At 60.0% G+C, this 18,148-nt stretch carries 16 protein-coding genes; 7 read left to right on the top strand and 9 right to left on the bottom strand.

Annotated features, from left to right (window positions below):
• Nucleotides 1-15: 15 nt before the first annotated feature.
• The 4 genes from R6X40_RS20040 (at nucleotide 16) to R6X40_RS20025 (ending at nucleotide 5,006) form a co-directional block, all read left to right on the top strand.
• Nucleotides 16-1,335 carry an ABC transporter substrate-binding protein gene (locus R6X40_RS20040; protein WP_318415567.1) on the top strand — a complete coding sequence of 440 codons (1,320 nt, stop codon included), beginning with the start codon at nucleotides 16-18 and terminating at the stop codon, nucleotides 1,333-1,335.
• Between the two features lie 156 nt (nucleotides 1,336-1,491).
• Nucleotides 1,492-3,168: an iron ABC transporter permease gene (locus R6X40_RS20035; protein WP_318415603.1), complete on the top strand. Its 1,677-nt coding sequence runs from the start codon at nucleotides 1,492-1,494 to the stop codon at nucleotides 3,166-3,168.
• A gap of 18 nt (nucleotides 3,169-3,186) precedes the next feature.
• Nucleotides 3,187-4,287: an ABC transporter ATP-binding protein gene (locus R6X40_RS20030; protein WP_318415566.1), complete on the top strand. Its 1,101-nt coding sequence runs from the start codon at nucleotides 3,187-3,189 to the stop codon at nucleotides 4,285-4,287.
• Between the two features lie 59 nt (nucleotides 4,288-4,346).
• The gene (locus tag R6X40_RS20025; RefSeq protein ID WP_318415565.1) at nucleotides 4,347-5,006 is read left to right on the top strand and encodes a histidine phosphatase family protein; all 660 of its coding nucleotides are present in this window, start codon (nucleotides 4,347-4,349) and stop codon (nucleotides 5,004-5,006) included.
• Nucleotides 5,007-5,146: 140 nt separating this feature from the next.
• On the opposite strand, the gene R6X40_RS20020 is transcribed toward R6X40_RS20025, so the two are convergent.
• Nucleotides 5,147-5,614, bottom strand: coding sequence for a glycerate kinase (locus tag R6X40_RS20020; protein WP_318415602.1), 468 nt, complete (start codon nucleotides 5,612-5,614; stop codon nucleotides 5,147-5,149).
• A gap of 67 nt (nucleotides 5,615-5,681) precedes the next feature.
• Between R6X40_RS20020 and R6X40_RS20015 the strand changes: the two genes are divergently transcribed.
• Complete coding sequence (locus R6X40_RS20015; protein ID WP_318415564.1) at nucleotides 5,682-5,852, top strand: hypothetical protein; 171 nt, start codon at nucleotides 5,682-5,684, stop codon at nucleotides 5,850-5,852.
• 106 nt (nucleotides 5,853-5,958) lie between these two features.
• On the opposite strand, the gene R6X40_RS20010 is transcribed toward R6X40_RS20015, so the two are convergent.
• The 5 genes from R6X40_RS20010 to cyoA form a co-directional block, all read right to left on the bottom strand.
• Nucleotides 5,959-6,636, bottom strand: coding sequence for an SURF1 family protein (locus tag R6X40_RS20010; protein ID WP_318415601.1), 678 nt, complete (start codon nucleotides 6,634-6,636; stop codon nucleotides 5,959-5,961).
• Nucleotides 6,637-6,723: 87 nt separating this feature from the next.
• Entirely contained in the window at nucleotides 6,724-7,125 is a 402-nt protein-coding gene (gene cyoD, locus R6X40_RS20005) for a cytochrome o ubiquinol oxidase subunit IV (RefSeq protein ID WP_318415563.1), read from the bottom strand.
• Complete coding sequence (gene cyoC / locus R6X40_RS20000; protein WP_318415562.1) at nucleotides 7,122-7,745, bottom strand: cytochrome o ubiquinol oxidase subunit III; 624 nt, start codon at nucleotides 7,743-7,745, stop codon at nucleotides 7,122-7,124. Before cyoC ends, cyoD begins: the two co-directional genes overlap by 4 nt.
• 13 nt (nucleotides 7,746-7,758) lie before the next feature.
• Entirely contained in the window at nucleotides 7,759-9,759 is a 2,001-nt protein-coding gene (gene cyoB / locus R6X40_RS19995) for a cytochrome o ubiquinol oxidase subunit I (protein ID WP_318415561.1), read from the bottom strand.
• Nucleotides 9,760-9,789: 30 nt separating this feature from the next.
• Entirely contained in the window at nucleotides 9,790-10,947 is a 1,158-nt protein-coding gene (gene cyoA / locus R6X40_RS19990) for a ubiquinol oxidase subunit II (RefSeq protein ID WP_318415560.1), read from the bottom strand.
• Nucleotides 10,948-11,253: 306 nt separating this feature from the next.
• Here cyoA and R6X40_RS19985 point away from each other — a divergent pair, with 306 nt between their 5' ends.
• Entirely contained in the window at nucleotides 11,254-12,621 is a 1,368-nt protein-coding gene (locus R6X40_RS19985; RefSeq protein WP_318415559.1) for an MFS transporter, read from the top strand.
• Nucleotides 12,622-13,115: 494 nt separating this feature from the next.
• On the opposite strand, the gene R6X40_RS19980 is transcribed toward R6X40_RS19985, so the two are convergent.
• From R6X40_RS19980 to R6X40_RS19970, 3 genes are all read right to left on the bottom strand, one after another.
• Nucleotides 13,116-14,492 (bottom strand): aspartate aminotransferase family protein, encoded by a 1,377-nt coding sequence (locus R6X40_RS19980; protein ID WP_318415558.1) that lies wholly within the window; start codon nucleotides 14,490-14,492, stop codon nucleotides 13,116-13,118.
• Between the two features lie 43 nt (nucleotides 14,493-14,535).
• Nucleotides 14,536-16,032, bottom strand: coding sequence for an NAD-dependent succinate-semialdehyde dehydrogenase (locus R6X40_RS19975; RefSeq protein ID WP_318415557.1), 1,497 nt, complete (start codon nucleotides 16,030-16,032; stop codon nucleotides 14,536-14,538).
• A gap of 121 nt (nucleotides 16,033-16,153) precedes the next feature.
• Nucleotides 16,154-16,648, bottom strand: a complete 495-nt coding sequence (locus R6X40_RS19970; RefSeq protein ID WP_318415556.1) for an Lrp/AsnC family transcriptional regulator — start codon at nucleotides 16,646-16,648, stop codon at nucleotides 16,154-16,156.
• 106 nt (nucleotides 16,649-16,754) lie between these two features.
• Here R6X40_RS19970 and R6X40_RS19965 point away from each other — a divergent pair, with 106 nt between their 5' ends.
• Complete coding sequence (locus R6X40_RS19965) at nucleotides 16,755-18,140, top strand: PLP-dependent aminotransferase family protein (protein ID WP_318415555.1); 1,386 nt, start codon at nucleotides 16,755-16,757, stop codon at nucleotides 18,138-18,140.
• The last annotated feature ends 8 nt before the right edge of the window (nucleotides 18,141-18,148 follow it).

Raw genomic sequence — 18,148 nt, 5'->3', positions numbered from 1 at the left:
TGGGAGGAAACCAATATGTTAAAGACCATTGCCGCGGCGATGCTGATATCGGCTGCCATGATCGTCACCGTTCAGGCCCAGGACGGTGGAAAAGTCACCGTCATTACGTCCTTCTCCAAGGATGTCACCGATCCGTTCAAGGCCGGCTTTGAGGCAGCCAATCCGAGCTTTACGCTCGACGTGCAGAACAAGAGCACGAGCGCCGGCGTCAAATTCGTCGACGAGACAAAGGGTAACAACCAGATCGACCTGTTTTGGGCCTCCGCTCCGGATGCGTTCGAGAACCTGAAGGGCCGCGAGTTGCTGGCCAAGTTCACGCCTTCCGTCACCGGCCTGCCGGAAAAGGTCGGCTCTTATCCGGTCAACGATCCGCAGGGCTACTATTTCGGCTTCGCCGCGTCCGGCTACGGTATCATGTCGAACGACCGCTATCTGGAGGCCAACAACCTGCCGAAGCCGATCGAATGGGGTGATCTCCTCAAACCCGAATACCATGACCATATCGCGATCGCCGCGCCCTCGCGCTCCGGCACGACACACCTGACGATCGAAACCATTCTCCAGGGCGAAGGTTGGGAAAAAGGCTGGGCGACGCTGACCGGCGTAGGCGGCAATCTCCAGCAGGTGACCGAGCGCTCGTTCGGCGTTCCGGATGCCGTCAACTCGGGCCAGACTGGCATTGGTATCGTCATCGACTTCTTCGCCTTCTCGGCGCAGGCCAGCGGCTTTCCGGTGAGCTTCAGCTATCCGTCGGTGACAACAGTGGTGCCGGCCAATATCGGCATCATCACCAACGCACCAAACCAGAAGGGCGCCGAAGCCTTCGTGAACTATCTGCTGTCTGAAAAGGGCCAGGCCGTCTTGTTGGAGCCGGCGATCCGCCGCTTGCCAATCAACCCGGCGCTCTACGCCACGGCACCAGAAGGTTTCCCTAACCCCTTCAAGGATCCGCGCTTCCAGTCGATGATCAAGTTTGATTCCGACATCTCCAAGAAGCGTACGGACGTTGTCGATGCTCTCTTCGACCAGCTGATCACGTTCCAGCTCGACAGCCTGCGGAACGCGACCAAGGCAATCCACGAGGCCGACAAGGCACTTGCCGCCAACGATCAGGCCGAAGCCCGTGCTTTGATCGACGAAGCGCGCAAGCTGATCTCCGCCATGCCGGTTACCGCGGACGAAGCGGCGAGCGACGAGACTCGCGCAGCCTTTACCGGTGGCGAGCAGAAGACGGCGCGTCAGGCCGAGCTCGAGCAGAAATGGGCCGCTTTCGCCAGCGAGAAATACGCCGCTGCCAAGGTGAAGGCCGAGCAGGCACTCGACCTGATCGACTGACGATAGCGCCCTTTGGCCGTCCGCACACAAAGCGGGCGGCCTCTTCCAATCCCATGTTCTCGCTGCCCTTGGCGCCGATCGGCCGCCGGGCCGGCCGACCTCATTCCGGAGACTGCCGTCATGGCTTTCGCACTCTCATCCAACCCGATCCGGCGCATGACCGCCCGGCCCGGGCAGGTCCTGGCGGTGACGCTGATCGCGTTGTTCCTGGCGATCTTCCTCATTATTCCAGCAGGCACCGTTATCTACATCGCCTTCACGGAGAAGGGCACCGGCGCGCTGACGGCGGTGAACTTTATCGACTTCTTCAACACCGATCTCTTCCGCCGCTCCTTCTTCAACTCTGTCTATGTATCTGCCATGTCGGTGGTCTGGGCGACGTTGATCGCGCTGCCGCTTGCCGTGTTGACGACCCGTTTCGAATTTCGCGGGGCACTCGTCATACAGACACTCGGCTTCGTGCCGCTGATCATGCCGCCCTTCGTCGGCGCTGTGGCGATGCAACTGCTCTTCGGCCGCAATGGCACCGTCAACCTGCTGTTGAACGATTGGCTCGGTATCCGCATTCCCTTCATGGAAGGGCTGAACGGCGTCATCTTCGTGCAGTCGCTGCACTACTTTCCCTTCATCCTGATCAACCTGTCGACCAGTCTACGTAATATCGACCGGTCGATGGAAGAGGCGGCGCAAAATCTCGGTTCGTCCGGTTTGCGGCTTTTCCGCCGGATCGTCTTCCCGCTCGCCATGCCGGGTTATCTGGCTGGCGCCTCGCTCGTCTTCGTCAAGGTCTTCGACGACCTTGCAACGCCGCTGCTTCTCAACGTCAAGGATATGCTGGCGCCGCAGGCCTATCTGCGTGTCACTTCGGTCGGCCTGACGGACCCGATGGGTTATGTCATCTCGGTTATCCTCATCGTCGTGTCCATCTTCGCCATGTGGCTTTCAGCCGTCGCCATGCGTGGCAAGGACTATTCCACCGCCCAGCGCGGCGGGGGCGGTCTGGCGCGCCGCAAGCTCGGCTTTGGCGAGAGCATCGTCGCCTATAGCGTGGTGGGCCTTATTCTGCTGCTCGTGCTGTCACCGCATATCGGCCTGCTGCTGCTTTCCTTCGCCACGGTCTGGTCGTTCAGCCCGCTGCCGGATGCCGTCACGGTTGCTCACTACAGCCGGGTGTTCGATGACAGCTCGATCTACATCAAGAACACGCTGATCTATGCCAGCCTCGCCGGCCTGATCGACGTGTTGGTCGGCGGCGCCATCGCCTATCTCGTGCTGCGCACCAAGATTATCGGCCGCCGCTGGCTCGACTGGGCGGCGACGTCGGCGCTTGCCATTCCCGGCGTCGTGCTCGGTATCGGCTATCTGCGTACGTTCTACGGTGTCACGCTGCCGGACGGCACGCCGCTCGCCACGCTCTGGGTCATGGTCGTGCTGGCGCTCGCCATCCGCCGTCTGCCCTACGCGTTGCGTGCCTGCTACGCCGCCCTGCAACAGGTCTCGGAATCGCTGGAAGAAGCAGCAGAAAACCTCGGCGCAACCAAGCAGCGGACAATCCGCCGCATCGTGCTGCCACTGATGACGGGCGGCCTTCTCGCCGGTTTCGTCACCAGCTTCTCCACCGCCGCCGTCGAGCTTTCGGCGACGCTGATGCTGATCCAGAGCAACTCCGACGCGCCGCTCGCCTATGGCCTCTACGTCTTCATGCAGTCGCCCGCCGGCCGTGGGCCAGGTGCCGCACTTGGCGTCATCGCTGTCGTCATGGTCGCTCTCTGCACGCTGCTGTCGCACTACGTCATCGAGCGCCGGCAGAAGGCGCTGGGAATGTCGAAATAGAATTTGGGAGGAACAAGAATGACTATCACCATCAACAAGGCCGAACTGGCCGTCAGCCCCGCAAAGGCGATCAGTATCCAGGACGTGAACCTCTACTACGGTTCGCTGCGCGTGCTGAAGGACATCAATCTCGAAATACAGCCGGGCGAGTTCTTCGCCTTTCTCGGCCCGTCCGGGTGTGGAAAGACGACGCTGCTGCGCCTCATTGCCGGTTTCAACAATGCCCAGACCGGGCGGGTGGTCGTCGGCGGACAGGACGTGCTCGATATGCCGCCGTGGAAGCGTGACATCGGCATGGTGTTCCAGTCCTATGCGCTCTGGCCACACATGACGGTCGCTCGCAACGTCGCCTTCGGCCTAGAGGAGCGGCGCATGCCGCGCGCCGAGGTGGAAAAGCGTGTGGCGGCAGCATTGGCACTCGTCGGTCTGTCGCATCTGGCGGAGCGGCGGCCTTCGCAGCTTTCCGGCGGCCAGCAGCAGCGCGTGGCGCTCGCCCGCACCATTGCCATCGAACCGAAAGTACTCTTGCTCGATGAACCGCTGTCGAACCTCGATGCCAAGATGCGCGTCGAAGTTCGCCGCGAACTGCGCGAACTCCAGCAGCGCCTGAAGCTCACCACCATCTTCGTCACGCACGACCTGGAAGAGGCCAACACCGTTTGCGACCGCATCGCGGTGTTCAACGAGGGGAGTATCCAGCAGGTCGGAACGCCGATGGATCTCTACGAAAAGCCGGCCAACCTCTTCGTCGCCAACTTCCTCGGAACAGCCAACATTCTGAATGGCAAGGTTAGCGGCACGGGTGCTGCACGCAGCTTCGATGTCGAGGGCGGCGGCAGCATTCCGGTGCCGGCCGGCGTCGAGGTTCCGGCCGGCGCAAAGCTGGTCTTCCGTCCGCAATATGCGACGATCGGCACGGTGGAGCCCGATGCCGTGCCGCTCAACGGCACGATCGCGCACCGGGAATTCCTCGGCGCGACAGTACGGTACGGCGTGGAGGTTGGTACGGGCACGGTGCTCGTCGATGCGCCTTTCCATTCCGGCAATGCGTTGCTTTCCCCCGGCAGCCAGACGGTGCTGGGGATCAAGCCCGGTTCCGTACTCTGGCTCGCCAATTGAATGATACGACCTTCGCCGCCTGGCGGCGAAGGTCTTCTTCCGTATTAAGGTTCGATGATATGACATCTTTTCTGCCGCCCCTCCTCGTCATCCGCCACGGGGAGACCCAATGGAATGTTGCCGGCCGTCTGCAAGGCCGCCGCGACACGCCGCTGACGGCGAACGGTATGCGCCAGGCGCTCGCTGTGGCAGCGCGGCTCGCAGAGACGGTGGCGGGCCTCGATGATGCGGCTTTCTGGGTCAGTCCGCTTGGCCGTGCAAGGCAGACAGCCTCCATCCTCGCCGACATCTGGTCTCTGCCTTTCGAGCAGTTTTCCGAGGCAACGATGCTCGCCGAGCGTGGCTATGGCGTTTGGGAAGGGTGGTCACATAGCGATATAGAGCGGGATTTTCCGGATCAGTATGGCGCCCATGCGGCAGACCCATGGGACTATTGCATGCCGGGCGGAGAAAGCCGGACAGCGCTGACTGCACGGCTCAGCGCGTGGATCGCAACCCTCGACGGCACCCGGCCGCATGTCGTCGTAACCCACAGCGGTTGCCTGCGCGCCTTGCGCGGCATCTACACGCGCGCTTCGCGTGCGGACATCCTGGCCTATAGCGAGCCGCAGACGGCTGCGTTTCTGCTGACGGAGGGCAATGAGGCTCTGCTCGGGGTCGCGCCAGCATTGCTGCGCGCAATCGGATGTGAGAGCGAAGGCCGGACGGTCTGGATATAAGGCACGGCGGCGTCTCCAAGAGCACCTCGCTGCCCAAGGGGCCATTCCTGACGCAAAAATAAGAAAGAGACTGAATGGGAACTGCGGGGGGAGATGCCCCCCGCTGCAGATAAATTCCATTTGCGTCGTGCCCATCGCAATCAGGCAGCCTTGCGCCATCTTGCCCCGAGCTTCATGCCCACCATAACCATGCGCGCTGCATCCTCCGCCGCCCGGGACAGCAGTTTCGGCGCGCCGGAGATGGCGTCTTCCAATGAGCAAGGCTTACTGCGGATCGAGGCAAAGGCATCTATGCCATGCTCGAAATTGAGACGGACGCCTTTGCCGATGGTACAGGCGAGCGCGATGACGGGCACACCGGCAAGTTTTGCCCGCGCGGCCACTTCGTCGGGCACCTTTCCAAGTGGGGTTTGCCCGTCAAGGCTGCCCTCCGCGGTGACGACCAGATCGGCCTCCGTGATGAAGCGGTCGAGTTCCAGATACTGCATGATGATTTCGTAGCGTGGATGCATCCTGCCACCGAGGAGGCCCATCACCGCAGCACCGAGTCCGCCGGACGCGCCGGACCGAGGCGCCATGCCGACATCGATGCCTGCGGTGTTCCGAATGGCCTTTGCATAGGGCGGTCACTGTCAGGTGGTGAAGCGTTCCGCTGGTTGCCCTGACGGCTGCCTTATGCTTATTGCCAGCGAGCCGGATATGTCGCTTGAATGTCTGGAGGCAAAGATAAGACAATTTATCGATGACATTGGAGAGCCCGGGAAAGACCGGGTGTTCGGATGGGGGCTTCTCAACGCAAGCAAGCTTTGCGAAGGCAACAACGACATCAAACCATCGGCGCTGTGAGTTCGGCAATCGCCGTGATGGCCCCATCCTGTCCTCGCGGGCCTTCCACTTGCCGGAAACGACGGGCTCAGGCTTTGTGTCTTATCGCCTATCAAAGCTGCCGCAGTCAGATCAGGCGGCGGCGGCGAAGGATAATGGTCGCAGCGGCTGTCATGATCGCAAGGGCATACCAGGTCAGTGCATAAACAAGATGGCTGTTGCGGAAGTGGACCACAGTCAGGCCGCCGGCCGGAAAGCCACCGGGATTGGGCGTGGCATCGGCGTCGATGAAATAGGGTGCGACCGAGGAACCAAGGTCTTTGGTGCGCGCTATGGCGGCGACGTCGCGGGAGTACCAGCGGTCATTGGCCGGATCGTTCGAGCGCAAGAAGGCGCCGCCGGGTTCGCTGATGCGCAGGAGGCCGGTGACCGTGACAGGCCCGGCGACGATCTCGCTCGCCGCGCGCGCAGCGGAATCGCTGTGGCTGGTGGGCAGGAAGCCACGGTTTATCAGGACCGTCGACGAGTCCGAGAGGTGCATAGGTGTCAGCAGCCAGAAACCGCCGCCGCGCTCCGTCACGGCCTGAACGAGGACCGACTTGCCATGTTCAAGGGTGCCAGTCGCCACGATGTGCCGATACTCGTCCTTTTCTGTGCTCATGGCAGCCCATTCCGCGGGTGCTGGTGCCTGCACCGGGTTGGCGTCGACACGCGCTTCGACGCGGGCGATGAGATCCAGCTTCCAGAACAGCCGCTGGACCTGCCACGTACCGAGCCCAATGAAGAGCGTTGTCAACGCCAGCATAGCACTGATGAAAACCAGGCGGGCTCGGCGAGGATGGCGGGTGACGCCGGTCGTCACGGTATCTTCTGCGGTCACCGTGATCAACCGTCAGGGCATGTTCTTCATCATCTCGGGCGACATGGGCATCATGTTCGTATTGAGATGGTGCATAACCCAAAGCGAGCCTGCGAGCGTGATACCGACGATGACGAGCGTAAAGATCAGCGCCATCATCGTCCAGCCGCCTTCAGAGCGCGTGCTCATATGCAGGAAGTAGATCATGTGGACAACGATCTGGACGACTGCAAGCGCCATCACGAGGAAGGCCGTGAGCACCTTGCTGTCGAAGACGCCGCCCATGACGAGTGCAAACGGGATGGCGGTCAGGACCACGGAAAGGCCGAAGCCGATCATGTACCCCTTGAGCGAACCGTGTCCAGCCTCGTGGCCATGGCCATGATGAGTGTTGGCAGCATCTTCGTGCGCCGGGCCGTGCGAGTGTGCGCTCATCCGAGGACTCCCATCAGATAGACAAAGGAGAAGACGCCGATCCAGACGACGTCGAGGAAGTGCCAGAACATCGACAGGCACATCAGCCGGCGGCGGTTTTCCGGGATCAGGCCACGCTTGGAGACCTGAACCATCAGCGTGATCAACCAGATGATGCCGAAGGTGACATGCAGGCCGTGGGTACCGACCAGCGTGAAGAAGGACGACAGAAAGGCGCTGCGGGTCGGGCCGGCACCTTCGTTGATCAGGTGCGCGAACTCATAGAGTTCAAGGCCGAGGAAGGCTAAACCGAACAGGCCGGTCACGGCGAGCCAGAAAAGCGTTTCCGCCTTGGCGTTTCTCTCCATCTGCAGCATGGCAAAGCCATAGGTGATGGACGAAAACAGCAGCATCGCCGTATTGATCGCCACCAACGGCAGATCGAACAGGTCAGCGGGGGAGGGGCCGGCGGCGTAGTTGCGGCCGAGCACGCCATGGGTTGCGAATAGCACTGCGAAGATCAGGCAGTCGCTCATCAGATAGAGCCAGAAGCCCAGATTGGTGCTGCCTTCCGGATGGTGATCTTCCGTCAGGTAGAAGACCGGCTTTTCGCCGTCTTGCGTTTGGATGTCGTGTGCCATGCCTGTTGCCATGTCAGATCCGCTCCGCGAGCAGTTTCGAACGCGCATCTTCCGTTGCAGAGACGGTGTCTGCGGGGATGTAGAAGTCGCGGTTATAGTTGAACGTATGGCCGATCGCCACAGTGAGGAGGCCGATGAAGGAGACGATCGCCAGCCACCAGATGTACCAGATCATCGCAAAGGCAAACGCGATGCTGATGACTGCAAGGATGACACCGGTGCCGGTATTCCTTGGCATGTGGATCTGCCTGAATCCGGTAAGCGGACGCTCGTAGCCACGGTTCTTCATATCATACCAGCTGTCATGATCATGCACGACCGGGGTAAAGGCAAAATTGTATTCCGGCGGTGGCGACGAGGTCGACCATTCGAGTGTGCGGGCATCCCAGGGATCGCCGCCACAGCGCAGCTGGTCGCGCCTGAGATAGCTGACCACGAGCTGGATGACAAAAGAAGCAATTCCGACCGCGATCAGCGCGGCCCCGAAGGCTGCGATGATGAACCAGATCTGCAGCGAAGGATCCTCGAACTGCGAGACGCGGCGTGTCACGCCCATCAGACCGAGCACATAGAGCGGCATGAAGGCGAAGAAGAAGCCGATCTGCCAGAACCAGAAGCTCATCAAGCCCCAGAACCGGTCAAGCTTATACCCGAAGGCCTTTGGCCACCAGTAGACGATCCCTGCCATCAATCCAAACAGCACGCCGCCGATAATGACGTTGTGGAAATGGGCGATGAGGAACAGCGAATTGTGCAGGACGAAATCTGCTGGCGGAACAGCGAGCAGAACGCCGGTCATGCCGCCGATGACGAACGTGATCATGAAACCGATCGTCCAGTACATCGGCAGTTCGTAGCGAATGCGGCCGCGATACATCGTGAACAGCCAGTTGAACATCTTTGCCCCGGTCGGGATCGAGATGATCATCGTCGTGATGCCGAAGAAGGCGTTGACCGAGGCGCCCGAACCCATCGTGAAGAAATGGTGCAGCCAGACCAGATACGAGAGGATCATGATCACGCAGGTCGCATACACCATCGAAGCGTAGCCGAAGAGGCGCTTGCCGCAGAAGGTCGCGACGACTTCGGAAAAAATGCCGAAGGCCGGCAGGATGAGAATGTAGACTTCCGGGTGGCCCCAGATCCAGATGAGGTTGATATACATCATCGGATTGCCGCCGAGATCATTCGTGAAGAAGTTCGTGCCGGCGTAACGGTCGAGCGTCAGAAGTGCGAGTGTCGCGGTCAGGACCGGAAAGGTAGCAACGATCAGGATGTTCGTGCAGAGCGAGGTCCAGGTAAAGATCGGCATCTTCATGAATGTCATGCCTGGGGCACGCATCTTGACGATGGTGGCGATCAGGTTGATGCCTGACAGTGTCGTTCCCACACCGGCGACCTGAAGGCCCCAGATGTAATAGTCGACCCCGACACCTGGACTGTAATCCGATCCGGACAGCGGCGGATAGGCAAGCCAGCCGGTCCGCGCGAATTCACCGACGAACAGCGACATCATGATGATGATCGCGCCGGCCGTGGTCATCCAGAACGAGAAATTGTTGAGGAATGGGAAGGAGACGTCGCGCGCCCCGATCTGCAGCGGCACGACATAGTTCATGAAGCCGGTGACAAACGGCATCGCCACGAAGAAGATCATGATCACGCCATGCGCGGTGAAGATCTGGTCGTAGTGATGCGGATTGAGGTAACCCTCATTGCCGTTGAAGGCGATCGCCTGCTGGACACGCATCATGATCGCATCGGCAAAGCCGCGCAGCAGCATGATGATGGCCAGGATGATGTACATGATGCCGATCTTTTTGTGATCAACACTGGTGAACCATTCCGTCCAGAGATAGCCCCAGAGCTTGAACTTGGTGATGAGGGCGAGGACCGCAAGGCCCCCGATCGCCACGCCGATGAAGGTCACCACGAGAATGGGCTCATGATAGGGGATGGCTTCCAAGGTGAGCCGCCCGAAGATGAATTCCGTCAAAGTATTATAGCCGAACATGGTTTTGTCCAAAATGTCGCGGGCGCGGCCTTACGGCTGCGTCGTGCTGTTGGTGTTCAGTTGCGCCGGAGCAGGGCTGTTCTGATCGTTTTCGGGCATGGAGTGGCCCTGGTGCATGTCGTGGTTCATCGGCTGCTGGTCGTCCACGCCTTCGGCAGGCTGTTCGCTGCGTGCAGGGTTGCCGGTTGCCGGGAAGGTTGCTGCCGGCGCTTCTTCGGTCGTGTGGCGGGTGTCATATTCGAGACGCGTCCGGTTCTCGTGGCTTTCCACGCCGGCGCCGCCCATCATATCGATATGCATCATCTCGCTCATGCACATCTTGCCGGGATGGGCGCACATGTTGAGCACGGAGTCATAGAGCCCATCAGCGACGGTCGCATAATAGCGCACCGGCTCCTTGGTGCTCGGCTTTTCGAGTTTCAGATAGGCGTCGCGGTTGAGGGCAGTGCCCTGCGCCTTGACCCGTGAGACCCACTGGTCGAAGCCTTCCTGCTGCAGGCCGTGGAACTTGAAGCGCATATGTGAGAAACCATCGCCGGAATAATTGGCGGACAGGCCTTCATATTCGCCTTCCTTGTTGATCACGGCATGAAGGCGCGTCTGCATGCCCGGCATGGCGTAGATCATACCGGCAAGAGCCGGCACATAGAAGGAATTCATGACCGAGGATGATGTGATCTTGAAGTTGATCGGCACATCGACGGGTGCCGCCATCTCGTTGACAGTGGCGATGCCATAGTCCGGGTAGAAGAACAGCCATTTCCAGTCCATTGCGACCACTTCGACCGTAATCGGCTTCACGTCGGCAGGTAGGGCGCGTTCCGCGTCAATCCTGTCGAGCGGACGATAGGGGTCGAGCTTGTGGGTGCTGATCCAGGTGACAGCACCGAGCGCAATGATGATGATCAGCGGCGCAGACCAGATGACCACTTCAAGGGCCGTCGAATGATGCCACTCGGGGTCGTACTTGGCGCTGGTATTGGAAACGCGGTACCGCCAGGCGAAAAACACCGTCAGGAACAGCACGGGCACGATGATCAAAAGCATCAGCACCGTCGAGATGATGATGAGGTCCCTTTGCTGCATGGCGATATCGCCAGATGGGGCCATGACAACCAAGTTGCACCCGGCCAGAGCCAGAAGAGGCAACAGAGCGAGAAAGCGGCTGGCGGTTTTCCATTTGGACATAGCGGGCTCGAGTTTTTGCGTTCCGTGGGTCCCGCACTAACGAAGCACCTCTTGTAACGGAATGAGGCGTGTCGCCGCAGTGCAGCAATTTGTCGCGTTGCAAAAAGTATGGCTGCGATCGAAGTCGAATGTCTGACTGAGCTAAGGTATAAACGGTCTTTGGTTGAGGTCAAAGCATCTGTGGCATTCATGAGCGGTAGGATCGTTTATAGGATGGACCGCAGCGGTTTTGCACCATATTCTTGATCAAAGCCCGGCCTGGGTTCACATTGTGATGAAATCGGAATCCTGCGAGGAGAAAAGATTATGGGCGTGGCTGGAAATCCTTCGTCATCGGGCCTGGAACAGGACGCCCGGCGCATGCATGGCGACAAGCCGCTGTCGGCCGGTAGCATTGCGCTTGGTGTGATCATCGGCCGCATGTCGGAGTTTTTCGACTTCTTCGTCTACGGCCTTGCTTCCGTCCTGGTCTTCCCGCGGCTGATCTTTTCGTTTGCGCCCAATCCGGTGGCAGCGACGATGATGTCCTTTGCGGTGTTCTCGCTGGCTTTCTTGGCGCGCCCGGTTGGTTCCTTCGTCTTCATGTGGATCGACCGCAATTACGGACGTGGCACGAAACTGACGATTGCGCTGTTCATCCTCGGCGGCTCCACGGCCTCCATCGCATTTTTGCCGGGTTATGAAACCGTCGGATACTGGTCAGTGGCGCTTTTGGCGCTGTTCCGGCTCGGCCAGGGATTTGCGCTCGGCGGCGCGTGGGATGGCCTTGCGTCCCTGCTCAATCTCAACGCACCGCCAAACCGCCGTGGCTGGTACGCGATGATCCCGCAACTCGGTGCGCCCATCGGATTTGCACTGGCCAGCACGCTGTTCGGCTATTTCGTCGCCAATCTGTCCGACGCGGACTTCCTGTCCTGGGGTTGGCGATATCCGTTCTTCGTCGCCTTCGCGATCAACGTGGTCGCCTTGTTTGCCCGGCTGCGCATCGTTGCCAGCCAGGAATTCGGTTCGGCGCTGGAAAACAACGAACTGCAGGCCCGTCCGGTTTTCGAAATGCTGAGCAAACACTCATCCGATGTCCTGCTCGGAGCGTTCGCGCCGCTGGCGAGCTTTGCCATGTTCCACCTCGTCACGATCTTCCCGCTGAGCTGGGTGACGCTGTTCGGCGGCCAGTCTGCGGCACAGTTCCTGTGGGTGCAGGTAGCCGGCGCTGCGGTCGGTTTTGTGGCCATTATTCTATCCGGCGTGATTGCTGACCGGATCGGGCGCCGCAACCAGTTGATGATCGGCGCCATCATCATCGCCATCTTCTCGTTCTCGGCTCCGTTCTTGCTCGATGCTGGCCGCACGGGCCAGGATGCTTTCATTATCATTGGCTTCGGTATTCTCGGCCTGTCCTTCGGCCAGGCATCCGGCGCCGTCTCGTCGCGGTTCGATCAATACTACCGCTATACCGGCGCAGCACTGACCTCCGATCTTGCCTGGTTGATTGGTGCCGGTTTTGCGCCTCTGGTCGCGCTTGGCCTGGCCAGCAATTTCGGCATTATCTTCATCGGCGGCTACCTGATCTCCGGCGCGATCTGCACCATCGTGGCGCTGAGCGTTACCCGGGCGCTGGATATGAGCGGCGAACCGGACGCAAAATCAGAGGCGCCGTTGAACGGTAAGAGATAAACGCAACGCGCATCCCTGTTGTCAGGCTTGGCTTTGGTAGAGCAATACCTTGGTGAAGGCATGCTGGCCAAGCCGACTTCCACGTAAAGCGGGACGCGCGCAACCGGTGGCCGTCTTGCCGAAACCAGGGCCGCGCCGACATCCAGGCGGTCGTTTCACGCGCACTTCCCAAATTGCATTCACGTCTTCGCAAATCCTGTCGAAGGAGATGGCTTCGTGCTGCAGCTCGCTCATCGGCGCTGCAGCCGCTGTCGTGATAATGGTTGTCTCAGCTCCTTCATCGCGAGCGGCTCCGGTGCAGACGGCCTCCCAATATTCCAGGCTGGAAAATCCGGTCGGCGCGTGTGTGTGGGGCGTCGCGCGCACCGCATCGTTACCTATTTCGTTCAGGTGATTAGTCCCGGCAGTATTGGCAACATATCAGGTTGATAGACTGCCGGGCCTTCATAAGCGCACGGCAGTCATCGTTTCACAGTCACGCCGCTGTTCTACCCTCAGCCGCCCAAGACGGCTTCGATGGCGCCGGCTGTGGCCTTCACGACGATATCGGCTTCCGCGCGGGTCAGGCAGAGTGGAGGGGCAAAGCCGAGGATATCGCCCTGGGGCATGGCACGGCCGATGACGCCGCGTTCCAGCAGCGCGGCTGATACTTGAGGGCCAATCTTCTTTGACGCATCGAAGAATTTCCGGTCGTCCCTGTCTTCGACGAATTCGATCGCTGCCATCAGTCCGTCGCCCCGCACCTCGCCGACATTCCTGTGGCTGGAGACTGCCTTTGCCAGTTCGGTACGGAAATAGGCGCCCGTGGAGCCGGCATTGTCGACGAGGCCGAGTTCATCGACGAGTTCCAGATTGGCAACGCCGGCTGCGGCGCAGATCGGATGGGCTGAGTAGGTCCAGCCATGGCCGATGGCGCCCATCTTGTCGGAGCCCTCGACGAGCACCTGCCACATTCTGTCCGAGACGATAGAGCCGGAGAGTGGGGCATAGGCAGACGTCAGGCCCTTGGCAATGGTGATCAGATCCGGCTTCATATCGTAGTGACCGGATCCGAACATCGAGCCGAGGCGGCCGAAACCGGTGACAACCTCGTCGGCAACCAGCAGGATGTCGTATTTTTCAAGCACGGCCTGGATCTTCTGCCAGTAGCCGGCGGGTGGCGGCACGATGCCGCCGGTCCCAAGGATCGGTTCGCCGATGAAGGCGGCAATCGTCTCCGGGCCTTCCGCCAAGATCATCTCTTCCAGCTTGTCGGCGCAGTGTTGCGAGAACTGCTCTTCGCTCATCGACCGGTCGGCGCGGCGAAAATAGTAAGGTGCTTCCGTGTGCAGGATCGGTGCACGCGGCAGGTCGAACAGATTGTGAAACAGGTCGAGACCGGTCAGGCTTCCAGTCATGACGCCTGAACCGTGATATCCGCGCCAGCGCGAAATGATTTTCTTCTTTTCGGGACGGCCGAGAATGTTGTTGTAGTACCAGATCAGCTTGATGTTGGTCTCGTTGGCATCCGAGCCCGACAGCCCGAAATAGACGCGGCTCATATGCGAGGGCGCCCTGTCGATGATCATCTTCGACAGCGTGATCGAAGCCTCCGTGCCGTGTCCTACATAGGCGTGATAATAGGCAAGGTTCTTCGCCTGCTCGGCAATGGCATCGGAAATCTTCTGGCGGCCATAACCGACATTGACGCAATAGAGGCCGGCGAAGGCGTCAAGGCTGGTGCGGCCGTTGGTGTCGGTAATGTAGACCCCTTCACCGCCAGCAATTATCCTCGTCGGGGTCTCTCCGCGTGCATGCATGCCCATATGGGTGGACGGATGGAAGAAGTGGTCGCGGTCCCAGGCGGTCATTTCGTTGCTGTGGTCGGACATAGGCAGGTTCCTTGGGTCGGTGTTCAAAAGATGGGTCGTGCCGTCAGGCAGCCGTGTCGATGCAGAGATATTTGAGCTCGGTAAAAGCTTCGATCCCGTGGCGTGAGCCTTCGCGCCCGATGCCGGAGTGTTTCCAGCCGCCAAAGGGAATAGGTCCGCCGGTGATTTTCACCCGATTGATCGCAATCATACCGTATTCGAGTGCTCGGCCGAGCCGCATCTGACGTGCGCCGTTTTCGGTGACGACATAGGCGACTAGGCCGTATTCCGTATCATTGGCGCGGGCGATTACCTCGTCCTCGGTGTCGAAAACGGTAACGGCCGCGACTGGCCCGAACGTTTCCTCGGACATGATCAGCGCATCGTCGGGCACGCCGATTAGCAGCGTCGGAGTATAGAATAACGGGCCGCTCCCGTGACGTTTACCACCAGTGAGGCAACGCGCGCCGCGCTGAACTGCGTCAGCCACATGCGCGTCTGCCTTCGCGACAGCCCGCTCATGCATCAGTGGACCGATATCCACATTTGCCTCCAGGCCACTACCGACCTTCAGCGCTTCAATGCGGGCCTTGAAGGCGTCATTGAAAGCTTCGAAGATATGGCGCTGGACGAAGATGCGGTTGGCGGCAAGGCAATCCTGTCCGGATGTCGCGAACTTGGCATTGATGGCAATATCGACCGCTTTGTCGATGTTGGCGTCATCGAAGACGATCAGCGGCGCATGGCCGCCGAGTTCCATCACCAGCCGTTTCAAGGTCGGCGCGCATTGCGCGGCGATAAGCTTGCCGATTTCGGTAGACCCGGTGAAGCTGACGGCGCGGATACGGCTGTCGTCGCACAGACGGCCGACAATGGTCGCCGCGTCGCCGGTAACGACGTTGAAGACGCCCGCCGGCATGCCCGCCCGTTCGCCAAGCTCCGCGAGCGCGAGGGCTGAGAGAGGGGTTTCGGAAGAGGGGTGTGCAACGATTGTGCAGCCCGCAGCAAGTGCTGCTGCTGCCTTGCGGGTGATCATGGCGGCGGGGAAATTCCAAGGTGTGACGATGCCGACGACACCCAGCGCCTCGCGACGCACGATCATCTCTGCGCCGGGAAGATGGCTGGTGACGTTCTCCGCGTTCAGCCGCTTGCCCTCTTCCGCATACCATTCGATGAAGGATGCGGCGTAGTCGATTTCGCCCCGGGATTCTGCCAGCGACTTGCCCTGCTCCAGCGTCATGATCAAAGCGAGATCGTCCTTGGCGGCGAGCATCAGTTCATACCAGCGGCGAAGGATTTTCGCACGTTCCTGCGGCAAGAGTGTACGCCATTTTGAAAAGGCACCTGTGGCAGCGTCGATGGCCTTTGTTGTCTCACTCGCGTCCAGCCCGGAAACCCAGGCAAGCGGCACCGACGTTGCGGGATCGCGAACTTCGAAGGTGCGGTTTGCATTATTGGCAACCCAGCGCCCGCCCACGTAGGCGAGTGATTTCAACAGATGTTTGTCGTTCAGCCGCGCAATAGCGTCGTGACAGGCGGGTTTTGCGAATACAGCGTTCATCTGCGGCTCCTCATACTTCGATTTGCATGGAGTCTGACAGCTTTGAAGGGAGAGATGGTCTGTTGGGCGGGGCGACAGAAGAGGATTTGTCCAAATGAAAGGGCCGCCGCAGAGGAATTGCCTAGCTGTTCGTTGTTTCAGTTTCCGACAGCAGTATTGACAGGGGCAGGACGATCTCCTCCTTTACCGTTTTGGTCACGATGTAAGTGAAATAACGTGCAATGCCGATGTCCCGATCAAGCAAAGCATCCACCAGCCGTTGATAGGCATCGATGTCAGACGCCATGATTTTCAGGATATAATCCACGCCACCGCCGACTGACCAGCAGGCGACAATTTCGGGAACGGCCGTGACCGCACGCTCGAAACGATCGAAATCAACCTGCCGGTGATTGCCGAGCGTGACTTCCATCATCACGCTGGCAACAGGAGCCACACGGCGCACCGCAACACGGGCGTGATAGCCAGAGACGATGCCGGCCTTTTCGAGCTTTCGCAGCCGTACCCAGCAAGGGGTCGGCGACAGGCCGACTTCCTCTGCCAGCGCCACCTTGGTGATGCGGCCGTCCCGTTGGACGGCTTCGAGAATGCGCAGGTCGATGGCGTCAAGTTTCATTCGGACGGGTATCCTGGCGTGAATATCATGGCGAATGCTATGAAATCGAGAGGGTGAATGCAATTTTTGGATTGTCAATTGACCTGAATTTTATCACTGTCAAATCATGACAAATTGGCGCCCCGATCCGTTTCAGCTTCGTCGTCCGGCCTATCTCTCACTTGCCGAGCAGATTGCCAATGCAATTCATGACGGCAAGCTGGTCAATGGCGAACGCTTGCCGACGCACAGAAGGCTCGCGGAAGATCTGAAACTCTCGATCCAGACAGTGAGCCGCGCCTATGACGAGTTGATACGTCGCGGCATGATCGCCGGCGAAGTCGGACGCGGGAGTTTCGTGCAAACCCAGCCGAAAGAGCCGGAGCCGCCTTATCTGCCGGAGCGGCTGGGCGAACTCATTGATCTTTCGATCCTGAAGCCGGTCTGCGAGCAGATCCATCTGGACCGGATGCGCGAGGCCTTCGGATGGCTGGCAGAGAACCTGCCGTCGAGTTCGGCGCTGTCGTTTCGGCCGAACATGGTGTTTCCGCGTCATCGGGCGGTGGCAACCGAGTGGCTGGCGCAATGCGGGCTTGAGGTTTCCCCGCTCAACGTCAATCTGACGAATGGAGCCACCTCGGGCATGACCGTGGCGCTGATGAGCGTTGCGCCGCCTGGATCGACTGTGGCAACCGAGGCGATCAGTCACCACACGCTGGTTCCGCTCTCGACCTATCTTGGCATTCATTTGGAAGGCTTGGCCATTGACGAAGATGGCATGATTCCGGAAGCCTTGGATGAAGCCTGCCGAAAGGGGCCGATCCGTGCCGTCTTCCTCCAGCCTTCGGTGGTTAATCCGACAGCAACGTTGATGAGTGCTGATAGGCGGCAGTCGCTGGCAGCGGTTGCGGCCCGGCATGATATAGCGATCATCGAGAATGATATCCTTGGTCCATTGGTCGCAAATCGGCCGCCCCCGGTCCAGACCTTTGCGCCGGAACGCACGCTCTACGTCACGAGCTTCACCAAGATCACCGTACCAGGCCTGCGCATCGGCTACCTCGTTGCGCCAGACCGCTATGTCGCGGCCGTCGCCAACCGCCACCTCGTATCGAACTGGATGGCGACGCCGGCGATCGCCGAGATTGCCACGCGCTGGGTTAGCAATGGTACGGCCATGGAATTGGTCAATTGGCAGCGCGGGGCACTGGCGCGGCGTCATGAAATCGCGACGGAAGCGCTGGGCGCGCTCGTCTATCATTCCCATCCGCAGAGCCTGCATGTGTGGCTGCCGCTGACCTGCCAGCATACCGAGGACGGGTTTGTGGCACAGGCCCGTCTGCGTGGCGTGGCGATCGCGCCGGGCATATCCTTCCAGACGGCAGATCATGGCCGCGCACCCGCCGTGCGTATTTCACTTGGCTCGACATCCGAGGCGGAGTTGCGGACGGGGCTCAGCATCGTTGCATCGCTGGCGCACGGAAATCCGGAAGCACTGTTGCTTGCAATTTGACGATTTCG

The organism is Rhizobium sp. PL01 (assembly GCF_033447125.1).
Taxonomy (GTDB): domain Bacteria; phylum Pseudomonadota; class Alphaproteobacteria; order Rhizobiales; family Rhizobiaceae; genus Pararhizobium.
The sequence above is the reverse complement of the archived record's forward strand: the minus strand, read 5'-3'. Positions and strand labels throughout refer to the sequence as shown.